Origin of the sequence: Flaviaestuariibacter amylovorans (genome assembly GCF_039541815.1) — a bacterium.
In the GTDB taxonomy this organism is placed as follows: domain Bacteria; phylum Bacteroidota; class Bacteroidia; order Chitinophagales; family Chitinophagaceae; genus Flavisolibacter; species Flavisolibacter amylovorans.
Genome location: NZ_BAABGY010000007.1, coordinates 165755 through 192412, shown reverse-complemented (window position 1 = coordinate 192412; position 26658 = coordinate 165755). Strand labels below are relative to the sequence as shown.

The 26658-nt window shown below is 59.3% G+C and carries 27 protein-coding genes and 1 tRNA gene; 6 read left to right on the top strand and 22 right to left on the bottom strand.

Annotated elements, in window-relative coordinates; genetic code table 11:
* Positions 1–153 precede the first annotated feature (153 nt).
* The 3 genes from ABD937_RS09365 (at position 154) to ABD937_RS09355 (ending at position 3290) form a co-directional block, all read left to right on the top strand.
* Positions 154–1404, top strand: a complete 1251-nt coding sequence (locus ABD937_RS09365; RefSeq protein WP_345255320.1) for an ABC transporter permease — start codon at positions 154–156, stop codon at positions 1402–1404.
* A gap of 171 nt (positions 1405–1575) precedes the next feature.
* On the top strand, positions 1576–2580 hold the full coding sequence (gene tsaD, locus ABD937_RS09360; RefSeq protein WP_345255319.1) for a tRNA (adenosine(37)-N6)-threonylcarbamoyltransferase complex transferase subunit TsaD: 1005 nt from the start codon (positions 1576–1578) through the stop codon (positions 2578–2580).
* Positions 2581–2582: 2 nt separating this feature from the next.
* Positions 2583–3290 (top strand): tRNA1(Val) (adenine(37)-N6)-methyltransferase, encoded by a 708-nt coding sequence (locus ABD937_RS09355; RefSeq protein WP_345255318.1) that lies wholly within the window; start codon positions 2583–2585, stop codon positions 3288–3290.
* Between the two features lie 8 nt (positions 3291–3298).
* On the opposite strand, the gene ABD937_RS09350 is transcribed toward ABD937_RS09355, so the two are convergent.
* On the bottom strand, positions 3299–4501 hold the full coding sequence (locus ABD937_RS09350; protein WP_345255317.1) for an NAD(P)-dependent oxidoreductase: 1203 nt from the start codon (positions 4499–4501) through the stop codon (positions 3299–3301).
* 154 nt (positions 4502–4655) lie between these two features.
* Between ABD937_RS09350 and ABD937_RS09345 the strand changes: the two genes are divergently transcribed.
* The 3 genes from ABD937_RS09345 to ABD937_RS09335 all read left to right on the top strand — a co-directional run bounded on the left by ABD937_RS09345 (position 4656) and on the right by ABD937_RS09335 (position 6711).
* A complete protein-coding gene (locus ABD937_RS09345) occupies positions 4656–5168 on the top strand; it encodes an iron-sulfur cluster co-chaperone HscB C-terminal domain-containing protein (protein ID WP_345255316.1) in 513 nt (170 codons plus the stop codon).
* 12 nt (positions 5169–5180) lie between these two features.
* Positions 5181–5264: transfer RNA gene (locus ABD937_RS09340), tRNA-Leu, on the top strand.
* Positions 5265–5388: 124 nt separating this feature from the next.
* Positions 5389–6711, top strand: coding sequence for a site-specific integrase (locus tag ABD937_RS09335; RefSeq protein WP_345255315.1), 1323 nt, complete (start codon positions 5389–5391; stop codon positions 6709–6711).
* Here the strand turns inward: ABD937_RS09335 and ABD937_RS09330 are convergent.
* The 21 genes from ABD937_RS09330 to ABD937_RS09230 form a co-directional block, all read right to left on the bottom strand.
* Complete coding sequence (locus ABD937_RS09330) at positions 6708–6911, bottom strand: hypothetical protein (protein ID WP_345255313.1); 204 nt, start codon at positions 6909–6911, stop codon at positions 6708–6710. The genes ABD937_RS09335 and ABD937_RS09330 overlap by 4 nt on opposite strands.
* 183 nt (positions 6912–7094) lie before the next feature.
* Positions 7095–7577 (bottom strand): hypothetical protein, encoded by a 483-nt coding sequence (locus ABD937_RS09325; protein ID WP_345255312.1) that lies wholly within the window; start codon positions 7575–7577, stop codon positions 7095–7097.
* Positions 7578–7709: 132 nt separating this feature from the next.
* Complete coding sequence (locus ABD937_RS09320; protein WP_345255310.1) at positions 7710–8087, bottom strand: ubiquitination-like system serine protease family protein; 378 nt, start codon at positions 8085–8087, stop codon at positions 7710–7712.
* Between the two features lie 347 nt (positions 8088–8434).
* A complete protein-coding gene (locus ABD937_RS09315; RefSeq protein ID WP_345255308.1) occupies positions 8435–9106 on the bottom strand; it encodes a DUF6808 domain-containing protein in 672 nt (223 codons plus the stop codon).
* Positions 9107–9111: 5 nt separating this feature from the next.
* Positions 9112–9507: a hypothetical protein gene (locus ABD937_RS09310; RefSeq protein ID WP_345255306.1), complete on the bottom strand. Its 396-nt coding sequence runs from the start codon at positions 9505–9507 to the stop codon at positions 9112–9114.
* Complete coding sequence (locus ABD937_RS09305; RefSeq protein ID WP_345255304.1) at positions 9504–9761, bottom strand: hypothetical protein; 258 nt, start codon at positions 9759–9761, stop codon at positions 9504–9506. The genes ABD937_RS09310 and ABD937_RS09305 overlap by 4 nt, the downstream gene beginning before the upstream one ends.
* Positions 9762–9862: 101 nt before the next feature.
* Positions 9863–12196: a hypothetical protein gene (locus ABD937_RS09300; RefSeq protein ID WP_345255303.1), complete on the bottom strand. Its 2334-nt coding sequence runs from the start codon at positions 12194–12196 to the stop codon at positions 9863–9865.
* Positions 12197–12210: 14 nt separating this feature from the next.
* A complete protein-coding gene (locus ABD937_RS09295; protein ID WP_345255302.1) occupies positions 12211–13566 on the bottom strand; it encodes a hypothetical protein in 1356 nt (451 codons plus the stop codon).
* 72 nt (positions 13567–13638) lie between these two features.
* On the bottom strand, positions 13639–15192 hold the full coding sequence (locus ABD937_RS09290; protein WP_345255300.1) for a phage tail family protein: 1554 nt from the start codon (positions 15190–15192) through the stop codon (positions 13639–13641).
* A gap of 15 nt (positions 15193–15207) precedes the next feature.
* The gene (locus ABD937_RS09285) at positions 15208–15702 is read right to left on the bottom strand and encodes a hypothetical protein (protein WP_345255299.1); all 495 of its coding nucleotides are present in this window, start codon (positions 15700–15702) and stop codon (positions 15208–15210) included.
* A complete protein-coding gene (locus ABD937_RS09280) occupies positions 15699–16208 on the bottom strand; it encodes a hypothetical protein (protein WP_345255297.1) in 510 nt (169 codons plus the stop codon). The genes ABD937_RS09285 and ABD937_RS09280 overlap by 4 nt, the downstream gene beginning before the upstream one ends.
* Positions 16208–21151, bottom strand: coding sequence for a hypothetical protein (locus tag ABD937_RS09275; RefSeq protein ID WP_345255296.1), 4944 nt, complete (start codon positions 21149–21151; stop codon positions 16208–16210). The genes ABD937_RS09280 and ABD937_RS09275 overlap by 1 nt, the downstream gene beginning before the upstream one ends.
* A gap of 184 nt (positions 21152–21335) precedes the next feature.
* The gene (locus ABD937_RS09270) at positions 21336–21884 is read right to left on the bottom strand and encodes a hypothetical protein (protein WP_345255294.1); all 549 of its coding nucleotides are present in this window, start codon (positions 21882–21884) and stop codon (positions 21336–21338) included.
* 78 nt (positions 21885–21962) lie between these two features.
* Positions 21963–22706 carry a hypothetical protein gene (locus ABD937_RS09265; RefSeq protein ID WP_345255292.1) on the bottom strand — a complete coding sequence of 248 codons (744 nt, stop codon included), beginning with the start codon at positions 22704–22706 and terminating at the stop codon, positions 21963–21965.
* Between the two features lie 15 nt (positions 22707–22721).
* Positions 22722–23135, bottom strand: a complete 414-nt coding sequence (locus ABD937_RS09260) for a hypothetical protein (RefSeq protein ID WP_345255291.1) — start codon at positions 23133–23135, stop codon at positions 22722–22724.
* Entirely contained in the window at positions 23132–23593 is a 462-nt protein-coding gene (locus ABD937_RS09255) for a hypothetical protein (RefSeq protein WP_345255289.1), read from the bottom strand. The genes ABD937_RS09260 and ABD937_RS09255 overlap by 4 nt, the downstream gene beginning before the upstream one ends.
* Entirely contained in the window at positions 23584–23907 is a 324-nt protein-coding gene (locus ABD937_RS09250; RefSeq protein ID WP_345255288.1) for a hypothetical protein, read from the bottom strand. The genes ABD937_RS09255 and ABD937_RS09250 overlap by 10 nt, the downstream gene beginning before the upstream one ends.
* Positions 23901–24245, bottom strand: coding sequence for a DUF6706 family protein (locus ABD937_RS09245; protein ID WP_345255287.1), 345 nt, complete (start codon positions 24243–24245; stop codon positions 23901–23903). The genes ABD937_RS09250 and ABD937_RS09245 overlap by 7 nt, the downstream gene beginning before the upstream one ends.
* A gap of 26 nt (positions 24246–24271) precedes the next feature.
* Positions 24272–25354, bottom strand: a complete 1083-nt coding sequence (locus ABD937_RS09240) for a major capsid protein (protein ID WP_345255286.1) — start codon at positions 25352–25354, stop codon at positions 24272–24274.
* A gap of 21 nt (positions 25355–25375) precedes the next feature.
* Entirely contained in the window at positions 25376–25963 is a 588-nt protein-coding gene (locus tag ABD937_RS09235) for a hypothetical protein (RefSeq protein ID WP_345255285.1), read from the bottom strand.
* Between the two features lie 24 nt (positions 25964–25987).
* Positions 25988–26620, bottom strand: a complete 633-nt coding sequence (locus ABD937_RS09230) for a hypothetical protein (protein WP_345255284.1) — start codon at positions 26618–26620, stop codon at positions 25988–25990.
* Between the last annotated feature and the right edge of the window lie 38 nt (positions 26621–26658).

Genomic DNA, 26658 nt, shown 5'->3' with positions numbered 1-26658 from the left:
CAAACCTTTACTGGAAATGGATACCTCACCTTGCCTCCGACCGCGGACTTCAGCCGGTCGCGTTACCAACTGATCCGGTTACCGGCTGCGAACTGATTCCCTTATAAGCCGGCTAACGCAGGAACTGAGCAACTTATCAACTACATTTGAGCCATGCGCCGCATCATCGAGATCACCGGGAGTAGCTTTCGCATGGCCCTGCAGGAGCTGTGGAAGAACAAGCTGCGCACCTTTCTTTCCCTCTTTGGTATTACCATCGGTATCTTCTGCATCATCGGGGTGCTCTCCACGGTACAGAGCCTCGAGCGCAACCTGCAGAACGAGATCAAATCGCTCGGCTCCAACAGCATTTATATCGACAAGTGGGATTACTCGGCTGGCGGTGGCAACGACTATCCCTGGTGGAAATACGTGAAACGCCCCTCACCCAAGATTGAGGAGCTGGCAGCCATCAAGGAGCGCACACCCACGGCCAAATACGCGTCGTTCGAGATCAACGTCCAGGACAAGGTGCAGGTCGGCGATCAGGCGCTTAAGGGTGTCACGATATACGGGGTTACCGAGGATTTCGCAGCTACCCAATCGCTGGAAGTACGGTTTGGCCGGATGCTAAGCGACGCCGAGTATAGCCGCGGCATCAACAGCGTGCTCGTGGGCTACGAGGTGGCCGAAAAGCTTTTTCCCGCCCCCGGGCGGGCCGTGGGCGCCCCCCTGACCGTGCGGGGCAAGAAGTGCGTGGTAACCGGGGTCATTTCGAAGCAGGGCAAGCAGATGATCGGCGGCTGGAACTTCGACCAGAGCGTGGTGATGCCCTACCGCTTTGCCCGCAGCCTTATGGACGAGCGCCGCGCCGACCCGCTCATCATCGTGCAGGCCAGGGACGGCGTGAGCACCAAAGCCCTGCAGGACGACCTCCGCGCCGTGTTGCGCGCGCAGCACCGCCTCAGCCCACGGCAGGAAGACGATTTCGCCCTCAACGACATCAACGACTTCTCCTCGTCGATCTCCGACGCCTTCGTAGCCGTGAATACCGGCGGCTGGGCCATCGCGGCCCTTTCGCTCATCGTAGGTATGTTCGGCGTGGCCAACATCATGTTCGTGACTGTAAAGGAGCGCACCCCGCAGATCGGACTCAAGAAAGCCCTGGGCGCCAAAAGTGGTGTGATCCTTACCGAATTCCTGCTTGAGTCGGCTTTTCTCTGTGTCATCGGTGGCGCCATCGGCATCGCACTCGTATTCGGGCTCACCACCGTCATCAGCGCCGTGGCCGACTTCCCCATTTCCATCTCGAGCTCCCTCCTGCTCCTCGCCATCGGCATCTGCATCAGCGTCGGCCTGCTCGCCGGCATCATCCCCGCCTACCGCGCCGCGAAGCTGAATCCGGTTGTGGCCATACGATCTTAGCAAATGTGCTAATGGGTCAATGTGCTGATGTGCTAATCGATAAAGGCGCCGAACGACAATTATAGGGAGCTGTCACGTGAAAAAGATCACGGCGATCGAGGTGCGAGAGCAGCCCGACAGGAACTCATTAGCACATTAACTCATTAGCACATCAGCACATTACCTTTGCGCATGCCCACGATCCTCGCCATTGAGTCTTCCTGCGATGAGACCTCCGCCTCGGTGTGCCGCGACGGCGCCATCCTCTCGAACCACATCGCCAACCAGGCCGTGCACGAGCAGTACGGCGGGGTGGTGCCCGAGCTGGCAAGCCGGGCCCATATGCAACACATCGTGCCGGTGGTGGATATAGCGCTGAAGCAGGCGGGCGTCACGCTTTCCGACCTGGACGCAGTTGCGTTCACACAGGCGCCGGGGCTGATTGGGTCGCTGCTGGTGGGCGCGCAGTTTGCCAAATCATTGGCGCTCGCGCTCGGCAAGCCCCTCCTCTCTGTGCACCATATGCAGGCCCATGTGCTCGCCAACCTGATTCCCGAAGAGCGCCCCGCTTTTCCCTTCCTGTGCCTCACGGTGAGTGGTGGCCACACACAGATCGTACGCGCCGACAGCCCCACGGAGCTCACCGTGCTCGGCGAAACGATCGACGATGCCGCGGGCGAGGCCTTCGACAAATCGGCCAAACTCCTCGGACTCCCCTACCCCGGCGGCCCCCTTATCGACAAGTATGCGAAAGAAGGCAACCCGAAGCGCTTCGCCTTTGCCGAGCCGCAGATCGAAGGACTCGACTTCAGCTTCAGCGGGCTCAAGACCTCCGTGCTGTACTTCCTGCAGCGCGAGCGGGCGCAAGACCCCGATTTCACGGAAAAGAACATGGCCGATATCTGCGCATCGCTCCAGGCCACCATCATCCGTATCCTCCTCCGAAAATTGAAGCGCGCTGCCCAGGACACGGGCATCACCGACCTCTGCATCGCCGGCGGCGTATCGGCCAACAGCGGGCTGCGCAATGCCTTCACCGAGCTCGGAAAAGAGCAGGGCTGGCGTACGTTCATCCCGGCCTTCCAGTACTGTACCGACAATGCCGGCATGATCGCCATCACGGCCTACCACAAGTTTCTTGCGGGCGACTTTGCCGACCTGGGTGTATCCGCTACGGCCCGCTCTGAATGGTCCTGAACATGGCGCAGCCTTTTTTCCGCTTCAAGCAGTTCACCATCCGGCACGACCGCTGTGCCATGAAGGTGACCACCGATGCCTGCCTGTTCGGCGCCTGGTGCGCCGAGGCGCTGCGCAGCGGACCACCCGTAGAATTACTGGACATCGGCACCGGAACCGGGCTACTCTCGCTCCTCATCGCCCAGCAGTGCGACGTGCGCATAGACGCCGTGGAGATCGACCCGGAAGCCGAGGCTCAGGCCGCTGAGAACATAGCTGCCGCACCATTCGGCGCGATCCGGATTATTGGGGGAGATATATTGGCGACGCCGCTTCCGCAGTATGGAGCGATCGTAAGCAACCCACCGTTTTATGAATCGGAGATAGAGCCGGAAGGCGGAGCGCGTTCCATAGCGCATCACTCGGGCGGCCTCCGCTGGGCGCCACTGTTTGCGTTCCTGAAGGCGCATCTCAAAGAGTCAGGCACCGCATTTCTACTGCTGCCCTACAAGCGCCGGGGCGATCTCGCACGGCTGCTGCAGGAGCAGGATCTTTCGGTACAGGCAGTAGCTACCGTGCACCCAACGCCGGGGCACGAAGCCGCGCGCCTGATGGTGCGCCTTGGCCACGAGTCAGCGACGGTGCAGGAAGAAGTGATCTACATCAAAGAAGGCGATGGGTACTCACCCCGGTTCGTGGATCTGCTTCGGCCATACTATCTCTACCTCTGAAATGCCGGCTATACCCCTGCGGCATAATCCGACAGGTAGGTATACGGCTCCGTCAGTCCGCCGCCTTCGGCAATAGTGGCGCGTTGCAGCACCGTCGAAGTGCCGCGCAGCAAGTCGGGCAATACGTACTTGATCAGCTGCTCGCCGAAATAGCGCGAGGCATCGCGGGGCAATTCGTTGGGCAGGTTGCCCACCGCCATGATGTCGACCGATGTGGGCAGGTAGGGCGCCGTACGCTCCAGGCTTTGCTTATCGACACCGTATACGGGATCCTCGATGGGCTGGTCGCCGAGGTTGATGGGCACCGACCCGTTCGTATCATCGGTAATATCAGCAATTACCTGCAGGCGGAAACCCGGCTCCTGAACGGCTTCGCGCTCAAAGAGGCGGGGCACGAACTGGTCCCAGTACACCCCGTTCATGAGGATGTCGGCAGCAAAAGCGTACCGCCGGAAGCAGCTTTCGTACTCCGACGGCTGTTGATGAAAGTCCTGCCGATGATAGGCCCCGCCGTCCTTTCGGCGGTACAGGTCGCTGCCCTTGAGGTGTACATATACGGGATAGCTGAACTCGCGCTCGAGGAATTCTTCGGGCTCGACCTGCCGCACCTGCATCAGGTTCATGATTTCGAGCGCGCCCTGCGCCACGCGGCCCGAGCCCGTCACCACGGTCTTTACATTGGGCAGGAGCAGGCCGAAGTAGGTATGCATCAGCTTGCGAAAGGTCTTGTGCTGGTGCACCCTTCCGAGCGAGAAGGTACCGGTACGGTTGCCATACACCATCATCCCGTTGTGCGCACCCACGATACCGGCGAAAAAGCCGAAGCCGATGATCCGTTGTCCGTCGTCATGCAGCAGGCATTCGTAATCGATCAGGCGGATCTTGTTCTTAAGTACCGCCTGAAGCAGCTTCTGGTTATGCGGCTGCTTCTTCTTGGTATGCGAGAAGAACAGGTAGGTCTTGCCGGGGATCAGCGCCTCCACCGGCACTTCCTTGATACCAAGGAGGATGTCGGCATCGGTGAGGTCCGCCACCACTTCGATTCCCGCGCGGCGGTACTCGGCGTCGGAGAAGCAGCGGGTAGGCGCCGATTGCACCTTCACCTGCACACCCGGGAAGTGGCTGCGGATCCATTTGCACTGGGAGGGCGTCAGGGGCACCCGGTTATCGGGGGGTGTTTTTCCTTCGCGGATAATTCCGATGGTGATCATAGCAAGGGCCGCAAAATAGCTTTTTCCGCTACACGGCCGACGGAAATCCTGCAACCCGTCTCCTACGGGCTTCCTGGCCAGGTCCCGGGTCGAACCTGAAGCATTTGGTTGTCGAACCAGCGGCGCCGGATTCCGCGTAGCTTTGTACCTCTTTATGAACTACTTCGAACTTTTCGGCCTTCCCGTGCAGCTGCGCACGGATAAGGTAGCCCTACGGAAGCGTTTTTTCGAGCTCTCGCGGGCGGCGCACCCCGACTACTTCGCCCAGGCCGACGCCGCCACGCAGGCCGATGCGCTCGACCGATCGGCGCAGCTCAACAAGGCGTATAAGACCCTCGGCGATGACGACGCACTGCTGGGCTATGTGCTGCAGGAAAAAGGCCTGCTGACACCGGACGAAAAGTACGCGCTGCCGCCCGACTTCCTCATGGAGATGATGGAGCTCAACGAGTCGGTGCCGGAAACACAGGCAGACGATGCTGCGCGTGCGCGCCTGGCGGAGCAATTGAATCAATGGCAAAACGAGATCTATGCGCCTGTTGCGAACATTGTGGAAGGTTATCAGGAAGGTGTTACTTCCGAAGAAGAGCTGCTGCAGGTAAAAGCCTATTACTACAAGAAAAAATACCTGCAGCGCCTCGCCGCGCAGTTAGGCCAAAAGCCGTAATATTGCCGCCCTGCCCCGGTGGCGAAACTGGTAGACGCAGCAGACTCAAAATCTGCCATTGGCAACAATGTGCCGGTTCGATTCCGGCCCGGGGCACCTGCCTCCAAAGCCTTACCCCACAAGGCTTTGGAGGTTTTTCAAACGAGAATTTAGAACCTCTAGCTGGTAGCATTTTTCAGGCACAGTACACAAAATCGTACACACCGTAAATGCTACTGAAATGAAGGACTTACCCAATGGCTGCTTCCGCAGCGAGATCGTAGTGACCCCAAAGGACTGGAAAAAGTCCGCTAAGTCGGTCAAAAAGGACTGGCGGATTTACTACCGCTTCTACGACCCTACCAACCGGGACGAGCGCGGCCGCATCAAGCCGATGCTGGTGCAACTGAAGCACGGCGTCAACCGTTACAAGGACGTGATCGAGCGCCGGATCGCGGTCGACGAGATCATCAAGGACGAGGCCCACAAGCTCGACGTGCTCGGATTCAACCCGATCACCGGCCAGTATGCCTACGGTGCCCCGGAGATCATCTACGAGATCGACCCCTACTCCAAGTTTATTCCGGCCCTCCGTGCGGCCCTGGTACGCCTGCACCTTGAGGAGCGCACCCGGAGGGATATGAAGTACGTCATCGATGCAGTAGAGAAGGCAGCCAAACAGCTGCGCTACTGGGAGCTTCCCATTTCTCAAATCGCCCGGCGGCACATCAAGACCATCCTCACCCACCTCGGCGCCGCCCACAAACCGGACGCGCCAAAGGGCCTGACGAAGATCACGAAGGCATGGACGGCCACTACCTATAACCGGTACCGGGCCTACCTGATGATGCTCTTCAAAGAGCTCGTCGAATGCGAAGCCGTGACTGCCAACCCGGTGCGCGACGTGTCAGAGATGAAGATCTTCAAGAAGCTGCGGGCCGTGCTCACCGACGAGCAGCGGACCCTCATCGATGAGCACCTAGCCAAGGTGGCGCCACGCTTCCACATGTTCGTGAACTTGTTTTTTCATTCCGGCGGCCGTCCGAAAGAGCTGCTCCAACTGCGCGCAAAAGACGTGGACCTGTCAAGGCAGGTATACCGTTCTGTTGTGAAGAAGGGGCGCAGCGCCCGGGAGGTGGAGCGCACGATCAAAACCGTGTCACTCCCCTTCTGGCGCTTTTTCCTCGAGGACTGTGCGCCGGAGCAATTCCTTTTTTGCTCCGCCCGTGGGCGCATCAGCTTTGTGCCGGGCGACAAGGCGATGACGGACAATATCCCCGGCGACTGGTGGCGCCGGCATGTGAAGGCGAAGCGCGAAAAGGGCGGCCTCGGAATAGATATCGACCTGTATAGCCTGAAGCATCTGAACGCCTCGGAAACGGTCACAGCCGTGGGCGAAGAGGCAGCGGCCGAGCAGATGGGACACCTGGGCACCGACATGGTTCGAAACGTGTACGACGTGACCAGAGAGAAACGGGAGCATGCCCGCCTGAAAGCCGTACGTAATGCGTTCGCCCCGAAGGCGCCGGAACAAGGCGAAGGCGGAAAGGCTGCTGCCGGCTAAAGCAGGTAGACCCTTCCGGCGCTGTCTTTCAGGATGCGGCTAAACACAACGCTTTTGAGGTAGACGATCAACGCCGCCTCGACTTTGCCGGCGGCTCGGTGCAGCAGATCAGTCTTCGGGAGGTCGGCACCGTGTTCGATGAATGGTGCCAAAGGGCTCAGGTCGACGGCCTCAGGATGTAGATCAATGGCTGGACGCATGGGAGGGGTTTACACCTCTGGTGCAAAAACCGGGCAATAAAAAGCCCGACCACGTTTGCACCGTGCCGGGCGTGTGAAGCGTTGCGGGTCGCTTCCAGGATGCCAATAACGGTATGAAGGTACAAAAAGCCCCGGGAGAAATCCCGGGGCGTGCTTGCCCTTAACCGTACATGGCCAGAAAAACTATTTGAACAGCTCTGAGGCTTGCTTATACATGCTGGTGATGGTTGCCTTGTTCGCCTCGGGCACCGCAGCTTTCGCATTGCCGGTCACCCATTCGCGGTAATAAGCCAGCGCCAGATCCTCCACCGTCTTCACACGGAGCTTCGTGATCTTCCAGGTGGTGCCGCCTACGTAGAGGCCACGGGCCTGCAGCCGGTGCGACAGGAAGCCCAGGAAGCTCGCCGTGTCCTTGAAGGCAAGAAAGAGACGATCCTTCTGGGTGGTGTTCTCCTTCAGCGCCACGGTGCCTTCAAAGAGGTGATCGTACTCCGCGCCCCAGCGGCCGCTGTCGGCCTGCACGCCGCCGTAGTTGTTATTGATGCCCTTGGTGCCGTTGGCGGATTCGATGCGGAAGATCACGTACGTGGCGCGTTTCACCTCGTTGGGCAGCGGCATGTTGCGCAGGTGGCAGATCACCTCCGCCATCTCCACCTTCGTCTTCATGTATTTCAGAGTGGGCAGATTGGGGTATGAGTTCTTTACGGACATAGCTTACATATTTTGGGCGCCGGAATTGGACATATTCCTGCGCGGGTTATTGGGGTAATGGGCTATCGGGCTATTTGTCTATTGGGCTTATTGGGGGAGTTCCGGAAGGTCCACCGTTTGCCCGGCGAGCGCATGCGTACAGTCGCTGAGGAATTGGATCCGACCATCGGTCACGAAAGAGTGGCAGACCTCGCATCTTGAGGGAGCCGGTTCTCGGAAACGCTGTTCGTAGTCGCACCAACATAGTCCGGGGCCCTCGTTTTCCTTAGCGTAGTGCCCGGAGCGAACGAGAACCGACGGGGTGAATGTGGGGCGAATAAAATCATTGTTGAAGCCCCAGAAATATTTGTTTGTCATCACACCTCCGTTGACGTGCACCGCGTGCTCTTCACCGCATCCGGGACACTCGAATGCGACGATTCTGGCCTGACCTTCTTTTTCTAGAATAGTTCGGAGTCGGTTCATTGGTACATGCATTGGGGCAGAATCTTTGACAAATTCCAGCCGGATTTATTAGTCTTCATTTCAAATCGAATATCACCGATTGTTTGGCGGCCCCGAATCCACACCCATGCATACTTCAGGTTTAGCAATAGGTGCTGCAGGTAGGTCATGCCTTCATAATGGCAGGTCCTTTCGTACAGCTGCCACGGCATCAGCCCATGGTACAGGCAGTTTGCTATTGCACGGAGGGCAAGTAATCGCCCCGACCATTTTCGCGATATGATATGGCGCCGCGACTGGCTCGATCCACTTGCGAATGTGGTACGGGAGTGACGCCTTGCCGGGCTTGTAGTTGTTACGCATGTCATTTAGAATCGAATGAGGTTACGAGAAAGGCCAACGCCCACGTACGGTGCCGGCTGGGCCCCGAGTTGATAGCCGTATCCCACCTGCAGGCCGATGCCCCAGCGCTTTGGTTTCGGTGCCGGGAGCTGCACTGTATTGGTAACGACGGGGATCTTGAAGTTGGCAGTGACGCTCCTCGTGGCCACGCGGTTGTACTGCAGCCGCTCCGAGAGGTGCACGGGACCATACTTGGTCTCGTAGATCGTGTCGTACTCCCTGGTGTTCAGCCAATCGAGATAGCCCTGCACGATGGCAGCGCTGTCGACGCGGATCCGCACGGTGTCGTACACCGTCACCCGGTTCGTGTCACGCTTCACAGTACCGCCGGCGGGCAACCAGGCACCTTGCAGCGGCGGCAGTGTCACGCTTCGTGGTACAGGTGACGCTTGACCGCGGCCGGTGAGCAGGCGCCCGCCTTCGATTGCGGCAGCGAGATCCGCCGGGGGCGTTGTGCTCTTTTCATTAGGTACATGGTCGCCAGTGTTCGCGTGCACGTGATCATAGGCCGTGTCGCTGGCAATCACGGTATAATCGGCTGACGAGGTGCAGGCGTGGTAACAGGTTGCCACGCAGAAAAGCAGCACTACGGCCGTGAAGACGTAGATGCCGAAACGGATGATGGGTTCGCGTTGCATATAACTCAATTTTTGTTGTACGAGGGTCCTCTCTTTGGGCCATGGAGCACCGGCCGCGGGCCGCTTGCGCGCGCCGAGCGGGGGTGTCGCTCCGGTCGCAGGCTCGAAGAGGCCGCCGTGAGCAAGGCGACGAGCGCCGAGAGCACGAGCTCGTTCCAGGTAAAGGAGCCGGACTGGTGCACATTGGTTACAACGCCGGCAAGCGTGCCCAGAATACCCGTCACGGTCACGCCCCGCCCCTTCCACTGATTGGCGATCGCACCGAGTACTGCAATAAACACGGCGAAGCCCACGACCTTCAGTGAGGTTTCTTTCTGGGTGAGCAGCTGCTGCAGCGTTAGCACGACGGCCGAGAGCACGGCGGAGAGCAACACTTGGTTGCGCTGGATGAAACTTTTCATGGATTGCGTTTGAGGAGTTTGGCAATAGCCCGGACGGCAAGACGGTATATGATCTTACAGAGCTGTGTAGTGGCCCAGCCAGCGGCGGCACAAAGCGACGCAGTGACAATAGCCGGTCCCAGCTTTGCCCACATTTCTTCCCACACTGTGCCTGCATTCACCTGCAGGAGCCCGCCGCCTTTAAATAGGCCGTAGGCGCCGGCAAGGCCGGTTCCGACATAAGTACCCCATGAAGGGCTGTTATTGTTGTCCATTGGTCGTTTGTTGCGCCAATGGCCCGTTTCTTGATAAGAAACCATTGGTCGAATTCATTTAAGATATCAGCGGTCGGGCGGTGCTTTTGCGCCGCCTTTTTTTATCGTGGTGTCGTGAACACACTCTGCACCTGCATGTAGTCAGCATCGATGGTCCGTGACGTAGTGCCCAGGCTTTTCTGGACGTAGATAGCAAAGCCGGTAGCAGATGTGGGAATGGTCCCGGTATGTGTGCCCGCGAGCGTACCGTTCACGTAGAACAGCACCTGTGAAGCAGCGGCGTTCACTTCGATACGGAGCTTGTACCAGGTGGCCGTGGAGGCCGTCACCGGCGTGTGGCTCTGGTTGAAGGTCCGCGAGGACGATGCAGCCGTCACCGTCTGCCAGTAGCCGGCGGCCGTCGATCCCGTAGAAACCCCGCCTTCGTCGTAAAGAAAGTACGCGCCGTCCGTTTGGTTCACCGTATTGACCGCGCCAAGGAAGCCCACGAGCAGCTGGTACCGGTCGGTGGCATCCGAAGCCGTCGTGATGCGAACGGCTGTTTCCAGCGACCAGGTGCCGCCGCCGAAGGTGCTGGTGTTGGAAAGCCCGCCGTGGACGGCGTAGCGGCCGGTGGCCGTAGATCCCGTCGATAGGCGGATGACGCCCGGGCGGTTCACCGGCGAGTTCACCGCCGTCACGCTGCCGCCAGAGCTCGTCACCGTCCACTCGCCGGCGGTGGCGTTGAAGTCGGTGAAGTAATCGTACCTGCGGCTCCTATTGAGGGCAGGGATAAGCGCGGAAAGGCTGTCGGCTACCTGCATGACGCGGAGGCGCGTGGCCATGGCGGCCGTGTCAACGGTTACGCCGCTCGAGACCCCGGCAGCTACGCTATCGACATAGCCCTTATCTACAAGGCTGCGTGCAGTGAACCCGGAGCCCTGGTTGCTGTAGTATTCCGCCGGCTTGAAGAAGGTGGCGGAGCGGTTCGTATTGCTGTCGGCTGTTGCTTTACCCGGCAAGTAGGGGAAGCCGAAGAAGGTCTGCCCCTCGAATGTGTTCACGTCGCTGGCGCCGGCCTGCCAAAAGCCCACCGGCCAGTTGCCCACCTCGTTGTACTGCTCCCACTTGGGATAGGAATAGAATCCCACCGCCGTGTCAATCTTTGAGTCTGCCAGGATCGTCGCCTTGCTGTGGCTGGTGCCGTAGGGCCGCTTGTAGGAAACACCAAGCGAGTAGAAGTCGGTCACCTGCCCCACCGACGAGCCGCGTGCAGCCGGCGACCCGGATTGCGCGCTCTTATACATTCCGATGAAGTTGGCGATGCCCTGCTCGCCCGTGAAGATCCGCTGCTTCCCGTCGAGGTTCCGGTCGAAGTCGATGTCGGACACGAAGCCGGCGGCAAGGGGTGTTGGCCGTGTGGCGCTGCCTTGGTAGGTGCGTACGATGTAGTTGCTGTCGGTAGCGAAATCAAAGGTGCTGTGGTAGTTGCCCGCGTTGCGTCCCTGGATGCCGAGCCATACCTGCACATCGGTAGTCGGTCCGAATCGGTAGACCGAATTGAAGCCGCCGGACTGGAGCGTGGGCATCTTCATCACACCGCTGCCCGTGTTGTAACGTGGGTTAGCGTGGTCCATATACAGCGCTGTGAAGGAGCTCAGGGAGGCGTTGTATTGCACCGACGCGCTGTCGCCTTCAGAAAAGTAAAACTCCCGGTTGAGGCTCAGCAGCGTGGAGTTGCCCCTACTCGTCCAGTAATACCAGCCATTCTTCGCCATGTCCTGCTCCCGCGTGCGGTTCGAGATCACAAACGAATTGGCCCAGCGGGTTGTCGTCTGGCCCGTGCTTGCCTTTACAGGAAGGTAAATGTGGTTGATGGTGTCGGTGAGTTGCCCGTTCAATCCTCCCAGCACGTTGAGGCGTAGGGCCTTCAGCGAATCGAGGTAGGCATTTGCAGGTTGCTTCGTCGTGTATTGGTTCTGAATCACGCTATCGGTCAACGCAACCCTGCCCGAGCCGTTCGGCCACAGGATCTGCCGTGTGCCGGTGGCGAGGTTACCCGTTACATAGGTCCAGTGGCCAGCATCGGAGCGGAAGCCTACTGTGCCGTGGTTGTCTTCGGGGTAAAGCCCCAGCACGTCATCGGCGCCCACACGGATGTTGATGTCGTTGGTAGTGCCGTTGCCGCCGTCGGTAGTTTCCTGGAGGTTCGAGGCGCCGGCAGGCGGTCGCCGCCATTTCTGGCCGTCGGTGCTCCACACGTACAGTGTGTCCCCTTTCGAGGAAAGCCAGGGCAGGTGCCGAAGCGTAGCGGGAACCATGAATGTGTCCTTCGGAATGCCGAGGCTGTCGATGATGGCCAGGCGGAATTCGTACCAGGTGCCGTTCTTCTGGGGCACCTGAGCGGCGGCCGTGAGGCTCACAAAGCAGAAAAGCAGGGTCAATAGTCGTTTCATAAATGATGATCGTGTTAGTATTTTATGGCCCAGTAAAACCCGACGTTTGCCATGCGGGTCTTCGTGCCGTGTACCGTCGTTCTGTTCTTGAATTCGGTCACACCGGGGCTCCCGGCGGTATATCCGAGGCCGGTCGAAGTGCCGGTGAGGCCGTCCTGCCCGCCCATGTCGGTCGTGGTGAGCCCAACGCCCGCCGCCTGGTAGCCGCCCGGCTTATTCAAGGGACGGAGCGGGTCGGTGCCGGACTCTGAGAGCACACCGGCGAGCGCCACGTCCATGAGGTCCGGCAAGCGGAAGGTGGTGGAGCCGTCGCCGGTTGAGAAGCAGCCGCGGTACGGGCGGTCGACCCGCTCATGCGCGACACCCGCGCCCGGCGCCGTGGTAGTCCATCCGCCGCTGTAGTAGTATTCCGTGGCCGTGTTCCACTTAGCGTCCGACACGAGCGAGGAGCCGAGCGTCTGCACGTACTCCCACAGGCGCGGGTATGCGGCGCGCGACAGCAGCTGACCTTTGCAGAGCAGGTCGCGGGGGCCGATCTTGAACGTGGGGAATACGGTGCCCAGGGCATCGTAGGAGCGCCAGAAGTCGCCAAGCACGTACCAGCCATCGGTGCCGCGATATAGCCACACCACTTCGCCCGGAGATACGTAGATCGAGTTGTACGACGATCCGCCCAGGCAGATGAACTGCCCGCCGGTGGTCGTGATCTTGTGCTGCACGGAATTATTGATCGTGGCCTCAAACGGGATGATCCCGTTCTCCGGCCAGTCCCCGAGGTCAGGCAGGGTGAAGGTGAGCTGCGTCGAGAGCCCGCGGATCTGTATCAGCTTGCCGGCGTGCGTCGTGGCGTTGAGCGGCAGGTTGGATGGGGCTGTGATAGCCCCTGTGATTAGCGCGGAGCCTGAGCCCGTCCCACCGCCGCTTCCGCCGGTGGTCGACTGCAGCTCGTAGAACTCAAGCAGGTACCGCTCATCCTGACCCAGCGCATCCCCCGGCTGGAGGAGCTTAAAGCCGCCGGCATCGAGGATCTCGTATTCGGCATCCGCACGCGGATAGCCCGGATCCGTAACCGGCAGCTGTGGCTTCAGAGGGCGGCCGCCACGGGTGAGGTGAAAATCGAGGCCAGCAGCTTCGGGGATAGTGGCCGTATCGGTGCCCACTTCGGCCGGCTCGGGCTCGTAGATCAGTTGATCGCCTGTCAGCACCGGCGCATGAGTACCGCCTCCGCCGCCTGTACCGATAAAGGCGAGGAGCTGCTGCAGGGACGCCTTTCGGGTTTTCCCGTCAGCGTTCGTCCAAAGCGGAAACATGTCGTTTAACGACAGGTCTACGACGGGTGAAGGAAGCTCGTTGATGCGTACTGTAGCCATGCGATATCGAAGCTAAAAAGCCCGCTCAGGGCGGGCTTTGTTAATCTGTGAACGCGGCCATCCGTTCACAGATTAAACCTTCCGATAGAGCTTTCCGGTGCTGTCTTCGACGATCAGATCGGAAAAGCCGGAGCCACCGGCCGATGTGGGCAGGCTCTGAAAGTTGAGCGAGCCGATCACGTTGCCGTTCAGAAGGGCGTTGTTCTGCACGGAGGCCTGCAGCTGCGCGATGCCCCGGTCTGCCTCGTACTGCGCGGCCATGATGCGCGCGAGCGTGCCCGGAGTCACCAGGTCGGAAAGTTCGACCGTGTAGCTCGTCTCCTGCAGCAGGTTCCGCGTTGTTTTCACAATCCGGATCTTCCGCTCGACGTTCAGGTGCGGGTCTGCGATCATCACCTCCTGCCCGATGACCAGCGTGATGCCGTACCGCTTCACGTACGTCGGATCGATGGTCACTGCATACGACAGCTGCGGGGTGGCCAGTTGCTCGAGCAGGGCGTCGGCGCGCGCCTTCAACTGCTCCTCAGCCCGGTCGATGTACACCTGCGGCATGGCGATGTCGGTAAGCACGTACTGATCGCCGATGGCGGGCTTCATCGAGGCGTTCGGCAGCTCGAGCACGCGCTCCTCATCATTTTTCAAGATCACGAAGGTCTTGGTGGCATTGTCGAACGAGGAAACCTTGAAAGAGTAACCCGCCAGGTTCCCGGTATTGAACGTAAGGCGAGCCGTGAGGCCGGGCAGCAACTGGTCATTCACGTCGAAGTCGATTGTCGAATCCACGAACCGGTAGATGTTACCTGGATCTACGGCCGTGACCTTCCCGGTCCGCTGCGGGTACACATCGTCGAAGACCTCCGATCCCTCGAGCACCCCATAGTTGATCTGGCCGTTCAAAGAGGCAACAAACACGTCTCCGCCGGGCAGCGTCAGCCGGCGGGCGCCGCCGCGGTAATCAGCCGGCAGGTTCTTATCCGAGCCGCTGGCGTAGAGAATGGTGCACAGGGACGAATTGTTGAAGTTCGTGCGCACGATCTCATACAGCCCCCGGTTGCGGCCGACCTCGAAACGCAGTGCCGTGTCGATGCGCCGCTTAGTGAGGTGGATCGTCGTACCCTCGATCCAGAACTCCGTATCGAAGGCCTCGGCGATCCGTGACAGCGCGTTGTAGCAGTTCTCTTTCGAGAAGGACAGCGCCTTGAAAGGACCTGCGATCACCTGCCCGATCTGCCAAGAAGAGGACGGCAGCCGGGAGGCGTTCTGCAGGAGCAGCGCCATGAACGTGGCCGGGTCGCCCATCAGTGAGAAGTCGCTTTCGAGCAGGCTGTTCGAAGGGTTCAGGAACAGGAACTGTGCCTTTGCGAGGTCCGCACCCACGGCCTCCATCGTGATCGTATACTGGAAGGCATAGGTGCCGGCCTTCTTGATCACCGGCAGCTGGTTGATCTTATACACCTCACCGAAAACGGAGGCGGTATCACCCACGGTGAAATCGATGTATCGGCTCATCTCGAAGTCAAGGCGCAGGACGTTTTCGCCCATGATCTGCTTGCTCTGCACGGCGTTGCTTCCCGGTTGGATGGTTGCCAGCAGGTTGCCGCCGCGGTAAATGTCAAGTGTATCCATATTGGGGTGCTGTGCTTAGGTGATGAGGAAGCGGCCAGTCTCGTCTACGATAAACGTGTTGGTGTTATCCAGTTGCGGCTCGTTTTCGACGAGGTTGAGCGTGAACTTGATGCCAATCAGGTCCGAGTCTTTGATCTTGGTGAACCGGCCGAGGCTGCTCACGTCCTTGTAGTACACGTAGAAAGAGCGATCGCCAAACTCCGCCACCTCGATGCGCCGCTTTTCCGGCTTCATCAGGTGGTTGAGCAGGGCTTCGTACTTGAGCCAGAATTCAGCTTCACTGGCCACGAGCATACCGCACTTGAGCGAGATATTACGGCCCGCGAGGAACCGGCGCGAGAGATCCACGTCGACCCCGTGAGCGTCGGTCCAGTCGTGGGAAATGCCTTCCTTGGCTGCGGCATACTTCAGGAAGTCATCCGACCCCCCTTCCACGAAAAGGCTGTAGACCGTCCACAGATCCATGCCGTCCATAAAGTGCTTCCCTGTTAGCAATGCGTCGTAGTTCATTGTTTCTTTTTGAAGATGTTAGCGATGATCTCAGCTTCCGGAAGGCCGATGCTGTTGTAAAAAGAGATTTCTTCCAGCATTTGGAAATAGGACTGGCCCGCTGCGCGCAACGTTCGGACAATTGGTACGCCTAGTGATGATAGACGCAGGTAGCCATTTCGTACTTCCAGTGCGGCTAATACGTGCAGATTAAGCCCTGGCTCCGGCCACGCCTGGCGGAGGATCGAAGCAACGAAGGTCGGCGCTGTATTGATGGTCTCGGGTGAGATAGGTTTGAGCATCCGTGCCGCATCAGCAACCAAATCACGATCCGGTCCCTTAAGCGCCGCCGAATATTTCGTTTTGAAGAAAACAGTGAATTCTTGAAAAAGCAGCCTAAGAAAGGCTTCGTCATCGGTGTCAGCCGGGACACGTCCAGACAACGGGAGGGCAAAACTTGTGAACTCGAGCGACACGCATAGTGTGTCTGCTGCTTTTTTGATCTCGTGAAGTATGATGTGCTCCATTAGGCAATTACATTGATTTTAGATTGACCGGTCTCGTATCGATCAAAGCGTTGGTTTAGCCGCCTCAATTCAATAACAGTGTTTCCGGTATTTGCAACAATATCGTTTAGGTTGCCTTGCGCTGCACGATGCATCCCCAGCATTTCATTCATCATCATTTGGATCGCTCCGATACGACCTGCCAGAATACTTCCAGTTTCTTCGGTCAGGTTTTTTACTTCACCGGTAAGCGTACGTGCCGCTGCGCCGGCACCACTGAAGTTGAGGCCAGTAAGCTGCTGTAAGCTCTGAAATTGCTGCGAAGCACCGTTGATGATGTCGTTGTACATCCCTTGCAGAGCGGCGATCTCGGCGGAAGTCAGCTGACCATCGGATTCGGACGCGGCTGCGAACTCCGCGTAGAAGTCCTTCAGCGGACCCTCGAGGTATTTGAACTTGAGGGAATTCAGGATGGCCTGCTTCATCATGTCCTCGAAGGAGGACGCGAAGTCTGCCGCCCCGGAAAGCCCGTTCTGAAAGCCTGAAATGATGGTGTCGGCAATCGAGGTTTCGGTAGTGCCGGTGAAAAGCTCCATCGCCTGGCGCTTGTTTTCCTCGAGCATGCGGTCGATGTCGACGCCCTCCTGCTTCAGTTCCTGTAGCTGCTCGAAGAGAGCGCGCGCGTTGTCTTGCAACTGGCCACGGACGAAGAGCTGCTCAAGCTCCTCATAGGACTTGCCAGCGAGCGAAAAGTCTTCAATGAAGCTCCTTACTATGCCGAAGCCGAAGTCTACCCTCTTCGTACTCTTGCCGGTGTGCTTTTGAAGCTCGCCCAGCAGAAAGGCAAACTGCTGCTGCGCCGCGACCCGCTGCTGTTGAAGCAGGGCCTTCTCCGCGTTGAGTGCGTCGATGGTGAGCTTCCCGCGCTTCACGGCCTCGCGTGTGCGCTCGCGCTCAAGCTCCAGCAGATCCTGGGCCCCTAGGAACATGTCGAACTGGAACTGGCGGGCTTCCTGCTCCCGGCGGCGCTCCTCCTCGCGCGCAGCGCGGCCGATGCCCAGTGCTTTGCCGATGCCGCCGATGACTGACGTGACACCTCCAAGGATGTTGCCAGATGCAAACTGCGACACTGCGGTAAACACATCTTGCCCCACACTCGCCATTTGAGACATCGTGTCGAGGACAGAAGCAAGCTCCCCATCGAAGTTGGCCGCGATACCGGACAGGCCGGACATGATGCCCGACACCTGTCCCAACTTATCGGCCATCTTCCCGAATTCCTTGGCCGCTTCACGGGCTTCCGGGCTGATCTTGCTCTGGTCGTAGATCTCCTGCAGGCTGTCGCGCTGGGCCTCGAGCTGCTTCCGCATCACAGGCGACAGGTCTTTACCCGTGAGGAGCCGCTTGATCGCATCGATTTGACCCCTGATCGCTTCACGCGAATAGAAGGTGATGTCCTTATTGAGCTGCTTGTACGCCTCCGATTGTTTATTTACGCTGTCCTGCACTGCGTCGAGCTCGTCCTGCCGTGCCTGGTCAAGCAACTTCTTGCGCTGCTCGAACTCCTCGCCGGCGTAGTTGGCCTGAAGGATCGCGAGATCCTTTGCATATTTGTCTTCGATCTGCTGGCGTCGCGTGGCAGCGGTGGCCGTAGCGGTGACCACCCTCACAATGTTGTTGATTTGCTGCTCGGCCGATTGCGTTCCGATGGCTGTCAGCTTTTTCACCACGTCCTCGAACTTTAATTGCTCAGCGATGTTTGCCACGCCGGCCTTGATCTTCGGCTGCAGCTTAGCGAATTCCATCATCAGGAACTGCTCGTACGACTCAAAGCCCTGAATCTGCTCGCGGTAAAGCTCCGCGGCCTTTACGGAACCGATCTGCTTTTTCGCCTCCTCGTACTTCTCAAAGACGCTCTTCATCTCGTCGAGGTGGGTCTTGTATTTCTCAGCGTCCTCCTTGAAGCCGACGTTTCCGACCTCCTGGGTGCGGGCGTCGTTGATCTTCTTTAGAATATCCTGCCCGATGAGTGGAAGGTTGGTCTTGTGCTCCTTATTGAATTTGCGGATGTACTCGTTGTACTCGGCTACCAGTGAAAGACGCTCGTCCCACTTAGCGTTGACCTTATCCATCTCGGACGCTTCCTTCACCATACCGGTGCGATCGGCTTCCCGCTGCCAGCCGGCGATATCCTCAAGTAGCTTCGTACGCTTCTCGAGCGCCGCGTTGGCCTTGTTTTCCTCGGTTTGCTGCGCTTTCTGCTGCGTTTTCGATTTTCCGACGATGCGCTCGCGCTCCGCTTCGAGTTTCGCGATCGTTTCCTGGTAGGCCTTGTATTGCGCAGATGAAGCAGAAAACTGCTGCTGCTTTTCCTTCTCCGCCTTGATTTCTTTGTCGATCACCTCCAGCGTGCGGGCAGGAGCGTCTTCTTTCTTACCTGAGCGCAGCTTTGCGAGCTGGTTATTCAGCGATGTGATCTGGGCCGCGTACTCCTTGTAGCGCTCGGAGTTGGTGCCAAACATCGCCTGCTCCTTTTGCAGCACCGCGATGCGATCGGTGATGGCCTGCTCGGTATTCTCGACCGAGCTCTTGATCTTGCGCTCGACGTCGAGCACCACTCTATCCGCTTCCCGGAACGCCTTTACAGCTTGCCCATACTCAGTGAGCTCGGACACTACTGTTGCGGCAGCACCCTGCACCCGCGTTGTCGATTCCTGGTTGCTCCCACCCTGCCGCTTGCGCGCCGCCTCAGCAAGCGCAAAGGCATCCTCTCGCTGCTTCCGGGCAGCCTTGTACGCCTCTTGGTTCGCTTCCAGATCGAGGCGCTGACGGAGCGATGCGATGTAGACGTTGGTGGCGTCGGTCAGGTCGGTGGTCTTCGCTGCCTGAAACGTCAATTGGCCGATGATGTCGGGAGCTATGTTCTTCAGTTTCGTATACGCATCGAGGCGCGCCTGCTCGGAAAGATTCTGATTCTTCAGCTCCTCCACGTATCCGCGGATGGCCCCCTCCTGCTCGGCGAACTTCGCCGACGCATCGGATTGGGCATCGTTGAGCAGATCCTGCGCCTGCCTGGCTTCCGTCGCAGAATCCTTGAAGAATACAAGGTAGCTGATCAGTCCCGCAACAGCCGCAGCGACGAGGCCAGCAGGGTTTGCCTTCATCGACAGGTTGAGCGCGTCCATGGCGCGCTTGGAAATAGTTGTGGCGGTTGCCTGCAACGTCTGCGCGATGGAAAGCCCGCGGGTGGCCACGCTGTACTGCACGGTGATCACCGAGTTGGCGATCATGGCTGCACGGTACGCGCCGTAGCTCAGGACGAGGGTTTTCAGGATGTCGACCACCGTACGGTAGTTCTCGACAAGAGAGGTAGCGGCAGCGATCGCAGTAGAGAACACCCCCTCCCCGCTCTGGCCTACATCATTGAGCATGCGGGTCCAGGCGTCGCGCAGATTGGAGATCTGGCCCTCGAGGGTTGCTGAAATTGCAGCTGTGGCGCCGGCAACGCCTTCCACCTTGCCGAGGCTCACCAGGTAGTTGCGGATGGCCTCGTTGGAGTCCTCTACCACCGTCTTCTGGTCGCGGAAGGTGAAGGTGATCCGGTCGCCCTCTTTCGAAGCACGCACGCCGAACTCCTTCAGGCGCTCGAACTCACCGGTCTGGGCGTCGATGATGGCCTCGGCGAGCTGGTCGAACTGCTTGCCGGTGCTGGCGGCCAGGTCGCCGATGGAGGCGATCTCGTCGCGCGTCGGCTTGAAGCCTTGGTTCACAAGCTTCACGTACGAATCCGCCACTTCCTTGAGCTCGAAGGGCGTCCGGGCGACGTACTCCGAAATCATCTGCAGCGACTCTTGGGCAGCCCCCTTCGAGCCGAGCGAATTGGTGAGCACGGCCTCGAGCTTCTGGAACTCGCCGCGCACAGCGATCACATCCGAAAGGAAAGATCCCATTGAGGCGAGCGAAGCGTAGGCGGCGATGGCAGCCACTGCGTCCGATACGAGGCTGTTGGTATCTCCGAAGGCCCCGTTGATCTTCTGCACCTCTTGCTCCACTCCCTGAATGTTCTCCCGCAGCGCCTTGCCGATGTCGCTATCGCGGTCCACGGCAGCAAGGGCGGCATACTCGTTCTTCAAGCGGCTCAGCGTGGCCATCTTTTCATTCAGCGACCCCGCGGCATTGGCGGCTATAGCTTGGAAGGAGCCGTTCAGCGTCCGCACCTCGGCATCGATCTGCTGAATGTTGGCGAGCATGCCGCGGCCGACGCTGCTGTTGCGGTCTGTTTCAGAGAGCGCCGAGTACTCTTCCTTCAGCTTTGACAGCGCTTCGAGGCGGGCATTGATAGAGCCGAGGGCATTTTTCTGCACCGACTGCATTCCTGCATTCACGGCACGCACTTCCTCGTCGAGCGCCTGAATGTTGGTAAGCAGCTTACCGCCGATGTCGGCATTGTTACGGTCAGCCTCAGAAAGGGCGACGTATTGCTCTTTCAGATTGGCAAGCTGCAGCGATTTCTCGAGCAGCGAGCCCGTGGCCGCGCGCATAATGGCGTCGGAGGTTTCCATCTGCTTCGATACCTGACCGATGGCGGCGCTTAGCTCCCGCTCCCTGGCCACGAGGGCGGCCATGCTGCTGTTGGCTGTGTCCGTTCCGATGAGCCCGAGTTCTTTGCGCTCGCTGAGGAGATCCTGAGCCTCCTTCACCTTCGCAAGCTCCGACTGCAGGCTCGTGAGCTGCTTAATCTGCCCCTGCACGCCGGCATCGAGGGCCTTGAAGGCCTGGCCGGTCGAAACGATCATCCGTGAGTACTCAGCCTGCGCCTTCTCAGCCTCCTTGTTCGCCTCGATCTGGCGGCGCACACTCGCCTCTATGCCTTGCTCCAACTTCTGAAGCGATGCGTTGAAGCCCTTGTCATCGATGGCGGCTGTGAACTCCAGCGGCGCTCCGTTTACGTTTACGTTGCCCATTTGGTGGGTTATAGGTTTAAGAATGAAGCGAGATCTTCGAAGCCTTTATCGGGTCCACCCTGAGCCGGCTCTTCGTCCTTTTTCTTTTCGGCAGGCTCGTAGACCGGGATGGTGGCAAGTAGCATCGTGAGGTTCTGAAACGAGAGCTCCCACAGCAGGTAGTCCGGCGTCAGCCGGAAGTACTTCACTGCGCCGCCGAGGGCATGCCAGGGGCTATCATCTCCGCCGGCGTCTCTGGGCTCGTCTCCTCCCTTTTTTCCAGCAGGTTTAGGCCGCGGATGGAGACGATAGCAGTCGTAAAAGACTTGATGTCGAGCTGGTGCATCACGATACCCAGCGTCTGCACGAGTGCTCCGGGGCTGAACTGCTCCAGAATGAACCGCTCCAGGCCTGCTGAAGGCAGCGCGCGCCGGTTGGTGACGGCCAGAGCAATGATGCGTGCAATCGTCGGCGCATGCTTGTCGGCCAGTTCGTAGGACCCGCTCAGCATGCCCTTGCGCAGTGCCTCCTGGTCGATCGTAAGTACGAGGGCAGAGATCCGCTGCAGGGTGCCCAGGGTTGCCGGGCGGATGCAGAGGGTACGCTTTCGCGGCGCCAAGCGCAGGCGCTGCAGCAGCGCATGAAACCGTCCTTGCGGCGTGATATCCACGGTAAGCGTGATCGGATCCTGTACGACGGCTTGGGCCGCGTCCCGGAGCGTTTCCTTGAGGTTGATTTCTTTTTTCTGTTCCATGGTGTGGGAGTAAGAAAAAAGCCCCGAAGCCCGTATCGGCTCGAGGCTCTTTCTCTGTTTGGAAATAGGGTACGGATCTTAGGCGTATGCCACAGTCATCCGCTTGGTGCCGCTCTTCAGCGGCTGCAGGACGTTCACCGTCACGTCGAGCTGGCCCAGCTTCGTTTTCGAGAGGCCGAGGTTCAGCTTTGCGATCACCTTGCCGCGGGGGATGGTGATGACGTTGCCCTTCTTGTCGGTCAGCCGCACGGACTGCTCGATCTCGGGCAGCGTGTCGCCGAGCTCCCACTTGCTCGTGATGGCGCTCACCACGACAGCGAAGCCAGAGCCGGTGCCGCCGATGTTTACGGCTGCTGCAGAGAGCGAGTTGCCCGCAACGTATCCGGAGCCGGCTTCCGTGAGGGTGACGGAAGTAACCACGGTGCCGGCAACCACGATGGTGGCCTTAGCGCCCGTTCCCGCGCCGCCGGTGAGGGCCACGTTGGTGTAGGTGCCGTTGGTGTACGAGGAGCCCGGCGTGATGGTGCCGAAGGTCTTGACGAGGCCTGTGGTCTCGGAGCCGCCAAAGAGCTTCTCGAGCACTTCAGCGCTCACGTCGTAGGTGGAGAAGGCGAGCGAGATCTGCGCCGGCGTGGAAACGATCGTTTCGATCGGCGAGTCGCTCTGCTCGGTGTTGAAGTCGGTGGTCTGCGGATCGGTGGAAGTCAGCGCCATCGAGTCCGACACGGTGTCGCCCACTTCGGTAAACGATGTGGCCACGCCACCATCGCTTTCGATGTCGCCAAATTCGACCTTGGCGAGGCCATAATTACGCTTTGCCATTTTGCTTATTGCTGTTTAAGAGTTGATGGAATAGAATTCTAATCGGATGTTGACGAAATGACCCCCGCCCTCATCGTCCTTGAACACGTTCTGCTGCTGCACATCCCAGGTCCACTCCCCTGCCTCGTCCCAGGTGTCCTGCAAGATGCCGATGGCCTGCGCCGCCAGCTGCTGGAGCCGGGTGTGATGGGGCTGCCCGCCGGTTACCTCGTTGGCCCGTACCGGGAGATCCGGCACATGGATGTTGACGTTTACGACCGCGCCCTGCAACGCCAGGTTATTGACCGGAAGCGACACGATGACCACATCCTCGACCTTCGAGTTCGACGGCCGCTGCATCTTGTAGATGCCACCGGTGAGCGCCGCCTTGAGTGCGGAGCCCGCCAGGTGCTGCCAGATGAGGGTCTCTATTTCGAGGGTTGTCTTCATGTCAGTTTCGCTCCTTTGCGTGCGATGGCGGCCAGTGCCTCGCGGAGTTGCTTTTCAGCGATCTTGCCGGAAGCGGTGATAACGTCCTTGCCTTTTGCCTCCACTGCTGCCGCGTACTCCATGCCGGCTACTACGATGAGGACGTAGCCTGCAGGCACCCGGGTCTTCATGTCGGCGATAGCGTCCTTTATGGCGGCCTCGGCGGCTGTTTTGGCCTCCTTGGTCCCTTCGAGCTTCAGATCGATCTGCTCCCCGTTTTTCAGAATCACGTAGCCGATCGAAGCTCTGAGGTTGCCAGTCTGGTCAGTGTAGGTGCCGTTTGTCCGGGCGTTCGCCACGTAAGTTTCACCTACCCGCTTTAGCCTGAGCAAGATCGCCTGCTCAATGCGCGCGACCCGCTCCAGCATCATGGCGCGGAACTCCGCCGGCTTGAACTTGGGCGTAAGCTTTACAGCCATACCCGTGCGTTGTAGGTTCCAGCGAGCGCCAGCTTTACCGTATCCTCCAGCATCGGGTTACCGCTCGCGTCGAGCACCGTGACCTTCGTCCCGGGTGTAATCGTCGCGGACAGCGCCGGCAGGTAGAGGATCCAGGTGAAGTTGATGGCTACGCCGTCGGCGGTTTTAACCGGATCCTGAGCGGTCCTGATCTCGGCGCGGCAAGGTGCCTCCAGCTCGTTGTGCGTGCCGGGCTCCATATCGCCGGTGTCCGGATCCTGCGTGCCGTCGCTGTACCCATGGAAGGTGGCAGTATGGGGATACTGGCCTACCATTTTGCGGAACCGTCTTTAATCGTGGGGCCAGCTTTCACCGGCGCCACGACCGCCAGCACTTCGGTGACCTGGTGCTTTGTGGCAAGGAACAGGAGACGGGCCTCGAGCTTGCGGAAGATGTCCGGGTGGGACTTGCTGTAGTCGCCTTCCTTCACGTCCGGCCTGGTATACATCCGGTACAGGCAGTCGATCACGCACAGGTCCACATCCTTCGCATATTCCTCAGGGGCGTAGGTAGTCGCACCGTTGAGGCCACGATCCAAAAGGGTCTTCTGGATCGTGGCCGCTGGTACGGCGACTTCATCGAGCTCGGCTACAAAGGCTTCCTGGATCGTCATGTTCAATGAGTCAAAGAGCGTTCAGTTTAGGCGTGCACCGCCACGAGGATGAAGGTCGCGTCGATGGCTTCGAACGCCGGGAAGGCGTTGAGCTCGGCGGCCGTGATCTCGCTCCACGGGTTGTTGGTGCTCCACTTCGAGATCAGCGTGGCGCCCAGGGTTGCGTAGGCAACGCCGGCAACCGGCTTGATCTGCTCGATAGCGATTGCGTTCTTGATCACGCCGAGGGGGCCTGCGGGCACAAACGACACGTTCTCGGTCTTGAAGGGGCTGATCGTCTCGATCACGCCGTCCTTCTCGATGCCGATCACCTCGTCCACCAGCTCGATCACAGGGAAGCGGTTCGCCTGCAGGAAGGTGTTGATGTTGTCGAGGGTGGCCAGGATGGTGCCCGATTGCTTGAAGCCGAGGAAGTTGGACAGTAGGTTCTTCACCTCCGTAATCTTTTGGAAGTTGATGAACTGCGTCGGCGTCATCAGCATCTTGGCGAAGGTGACGCCTTTAGCGCGGCCGGTGGCAACGATGCCCGGGATGTCGACAGTGAGCGGCGTAGCGCTCGCGCTGTCCCAGGATACGGCGGAATTCACCTTGTTGGCCGAGGGCATCAGCAGGTCGATCGTGCCGGCCACGATACCGTCGGGGTTGTTGGTGGCGGAGAGGTCTACCTGGCCGGTGGAAACGGCCTGAAGGCACATGATGTCCAGACGCTTGGCGGTGGAGCTACCCACCTGCCGGATGTCGTTGAACATGAAGGCCAGCAGCTGCGCCTTCTTGGCTTCCTCGGCCACGGGCATGTTCTGCATGGCCAGGAAGTCGCGCATGTCGCTTTCCTGCATCTTCATACCCTCCTTGATGGCGGGGATGGAGCCGGAGAGCTTAGCGAGGCCTGCACGGCTACGCAGCGGGATGCCGGCGTTGCGGTCCACCACGGATGCCGCGGCTTCGATGCGGCTCTGGCCGATGACGGACTCGAAATTGAGGCTTACCTGCGCAGGGGCCTGCGTGAAGTAGTTCTGGTGCCACGTAGGGGCGAAACGGTCGAGGCTGTTGTCGACCATCACCTGCATTTTGTCGGCGTAAGAGCCGAAGATGGATTTTAAGCGTTCCATTGTTTATTCCTCCTACGGGGTTTAGAAGCTTTTTGAGAAAATGATGTTCGGAATGCCGGACTTTACAGCCGACGGGATGGCCGGAATGCGACGCTCGTACACGGTGCCGCGGATAACGGCCGACAGAGGCGCGTTTTCCTCGACGGTGATGCCTTCGTACACCAGGCCGTTGGGCGTAACCATGAGAGCTGCGGCGGAGGCACCGGTGGCGGAGGACTGGAAGAGCGCGTCACCGGCTACCAGTGCAACGCCGAGCGTGGTGCCGACGGTGAAAACGTCGTAATTGGCATTTGACGTGTCGATGGCGGTGATGGGGTACGCCTTGCCGCCGATTACGGCGCCGAAGTTGTCGCCCACCTTGAAGTGGTGGCCTTTCTCGACGTTGTAGGTCGTGGCCACGTTGGTGGCGTTGGCGGCGAGCTTGGCCGTCTTCAGGACGGTAGCTGTGCGGGTGGCCTCATCGAAGGCCACGGGCGTGCCGGCAGCGACGGTGGCAGCAGCGAGCAGGGCATAGCCAGCAAGTGCGAAGCCGCCGGAAGCGGTCTCCGGCTGGCGCTGCCACACCGGTACACCGGCGGCGACTGAAGTCTTTTTCGGTTGAAGAGACATAAAGAGTTTTTGGAGGTGAGTGCCTTATTTTTTCGGGTTATTCTTTTCCGCCCATGCCTTGATATCGGCTTCCGCTCCTGCTGCGGGCGTGCTCTCGATTCCCTTCGTCGGTGCCCCTTGCTGTACCAGGCCCTGGTTGGTCAGTTCCTGCAGGTAGGCGGTGTGATCGGCTTCGATCTCCGCTACTACCGCGTCGAGGTCTTCCGGTTTTTCGATCATGCGGCCTTTCGCCAGTGCAGCCGGGATTTTCTTCTCGGCGAGCTTGGCGTGAAGCTGCTGGGTGAGGTTACCCTGCACCTTTTCTGCCTGCAGCTGCGCGATGGTCTTGTTCTGTTCCTCGACCTTCGTAATGAGTGTCTTGGCCCAGGCGGGTGCATCATCGGGCACGGGATCGACTTTGGGGGGATCGCCAGCCGGCTTGGGATTTTTCTTCTCCCACTCCTTCTGAGCGTTTGATACCCGACGGTCGGATTCCTTTTGCAGCAGGTCTGCTTGATCTTTCAAAGAGAGGGGGAGCTTTTCGAGTTCGCTTACAGCGCCCTCAATGGCCGATTCTTCTGTTACAGTGGCGGCGAGCTTGTCGGCATACTGGCCCAGAAGGAATTCAGGCAGCCCTGCGAATTTCTTGCGCAGTTCTGCGAGGATTTTTTCACGCATAGTGGTAAAAGAGCTTTTGTGACTTCGAAACTATAAAG

Coding starts and splice junctions, on each gene's coding strand:
- ABD937_RS09365 (WP_345255320.1), top strand. CDS start 154: ATGCGCCGCATCATCGAGATCACCGGGAGTAGCTTTCGCATGGCCCTG.
- tsaD (WP_345255319.1), top strand. CDS start 1,576: ATGCCCACGATCCTCGCCATTGAGTCTTCCTGCGATGAGACCTCCGCC.
- ABD937_RS09355 (WP_345255318.1), top strand. CDS start 2,583: ATGGCGCAGCCTTTTTTCCGCTTCAAGCAGTTCACCATCCGGCACGAC.
- ABD937_RS09350 (WP_345255317.1), bottom strand. CDS start 4,501: ATGATCACCATCGGAATTATCCGCGAAGGAAAAACACCCCCCGATAAC.
- ABD937_RS09345 (WP_345255316.1), top strand. CDS start 4,656: ATGAACTACTTCGAACTTTTCGGCCTTCCCGTGCAGCTGCGCACGGAT.
- ABD937_RS09335 (WP_345255315.1), top strand. CDS start 5,389: ATGAAGGACTTACCCAATGGCTGCTTCCGCAGCGAGATCGTAGTGACC.
- ABD937_RS09330 (WP_345255313.1), bottom strand. CDS start 6,911: ATGCGTCCAGCCATTGATCTACATCCTGAGGCCGTCGACCTGAGCCCT.
- ABD937_RS09325 (WP_345255312.1), bottom strand. CDS start 7,577: ATGAAGACGAAGGTGGAGATGGCGGAGGTGATCTGCCACCTGCGCAAC.
- ABD937_RS09320 (WP_345255310.1), bottom strand. CDS start 8,087: ATGAACCGACTCCGAACTATTCTAGAAAAAGAAGGTCAGGCCAGAATC.
- ABD937_RS09315 (WP_345255308.1), bottom strand. CDS start 9,106: ATGCAACGCGAACCCATCATCCGTTTCGGCATCTACGTCTTCACGGCC.
- ABD937_RS09310 (WP_345255306.1), bottom strand. CDS start 9,507: ATGAAAAGTTTCATCCAGCGCAACCAAGTGTTGCTCTCCGCCGTGCTC.
- ABD937_RS09305 (WP_345255304.1), bottom strand. CDS start 9,761: ATGGACAACAATAACAGCCCTTCATGGGGTACTTATGTCGGAACCGGC.
- ABD937_RS09300 (WP_345255303.1), bottom strand. CDS start 12,196: ATGAAACGACTATTGACCCTGCTTTTCTGCTTTGTGAGCCTCACGGCC.
- ABD937_RS09295 (WP_345255302.1), bottom strand. CDS start 13,566: ATGGCTACAGTACGCATCAACGAGCTTCCTTCACCCGTCGTAGACCTG.
- ABD937_RS09290 (WP_345255300.1), bottom strand. CDS start 15,192: ATGGATACACTTGACATTTACCGCGGCGGCAACCTGCTGGCAACCATC.
- ABD937_RS09285 (WP_345255299.1), bottom strand. CDS start 15,702: ATGAACTACGACGCATTGCTAACAGGGAAGCACTTTATGGACGGCATG.
- ABD937_RS09280 (WP_345255297.1), bottom strand. CDS start 16,208: ATGGAGCACATCATACTTCACGAGATCAAAAAAGCAGCAGACACACTA.
- ABD937_RS09275 (WP_345255296.1), bottom strand. CDS start 21,151: ATGGGCAACGTAAACGTAAACGGAGCGCCGCTGGAGTTCACAGCCGCC.
- ABD937_RS09270 (WP_345255294.1), bottom strand. CDS start 21,884: ATGGAACAGAAAAAAGAAATCAACCTCAAGGAAACGCTCCGGGACGCG.
- ABD937_RS09265 (WP_345255292.1), bottom strand. CDS start 22,706: ATGGCAAAGCGTAATTATGGCCTCGCCAAGGTCGAATTTGGCGACATC.
- ABD937_RS09260 (WP_345255291.1), bottom strand. CDS start 23,135: ATGAAGACAACCCTCGAAATAGAGACCCTCATCTGGCAGCACCTGGCG.
- ABD937_RS09255 (WP_345255289.1), bottom strand. CDS start 23,593: ATGGCTGTAAAGCTTACGCCCAAGTTCAAGCCGGCGGAGTTCCGCGCC.
- ABD937_RS09250 (WP_345255288.1), bottom strand. CDS start 23,907: ATGGTAGGCCAGTATCCCCATACTGCCACCTTCCATGGGTACAGCGAC.
- ABD937_RS09245 (WP_345255287.1), bottom strand. CDS start 24,245: ATGACGATCCAGGAAGCCTTTGTAGCCGAGCTCGATGAAGTCGCCGTA.
- ABD937_RS09240 (WP_345255286.1), bottom strand. CDS start 25,354: ATGGAACGCTTAAAATCCATCTTCGGCTCTTACGCCGACAAAATGCAG.
- ABD937_RS09235 (WP_345255285.1), bottom strand. CDS start 25,963: ATGTCTCTTCAACCGAAAAAGACTTCAGTCGCCGCCGGTGTACCGGTG.
- ABD937_RS09230 (WP_345255284.1), bottom strand. CDS start 26,620: ATGCGTGAAAAAATCCTCGCAGAACTGCGCAAGAAATTCGCAGGGCTG.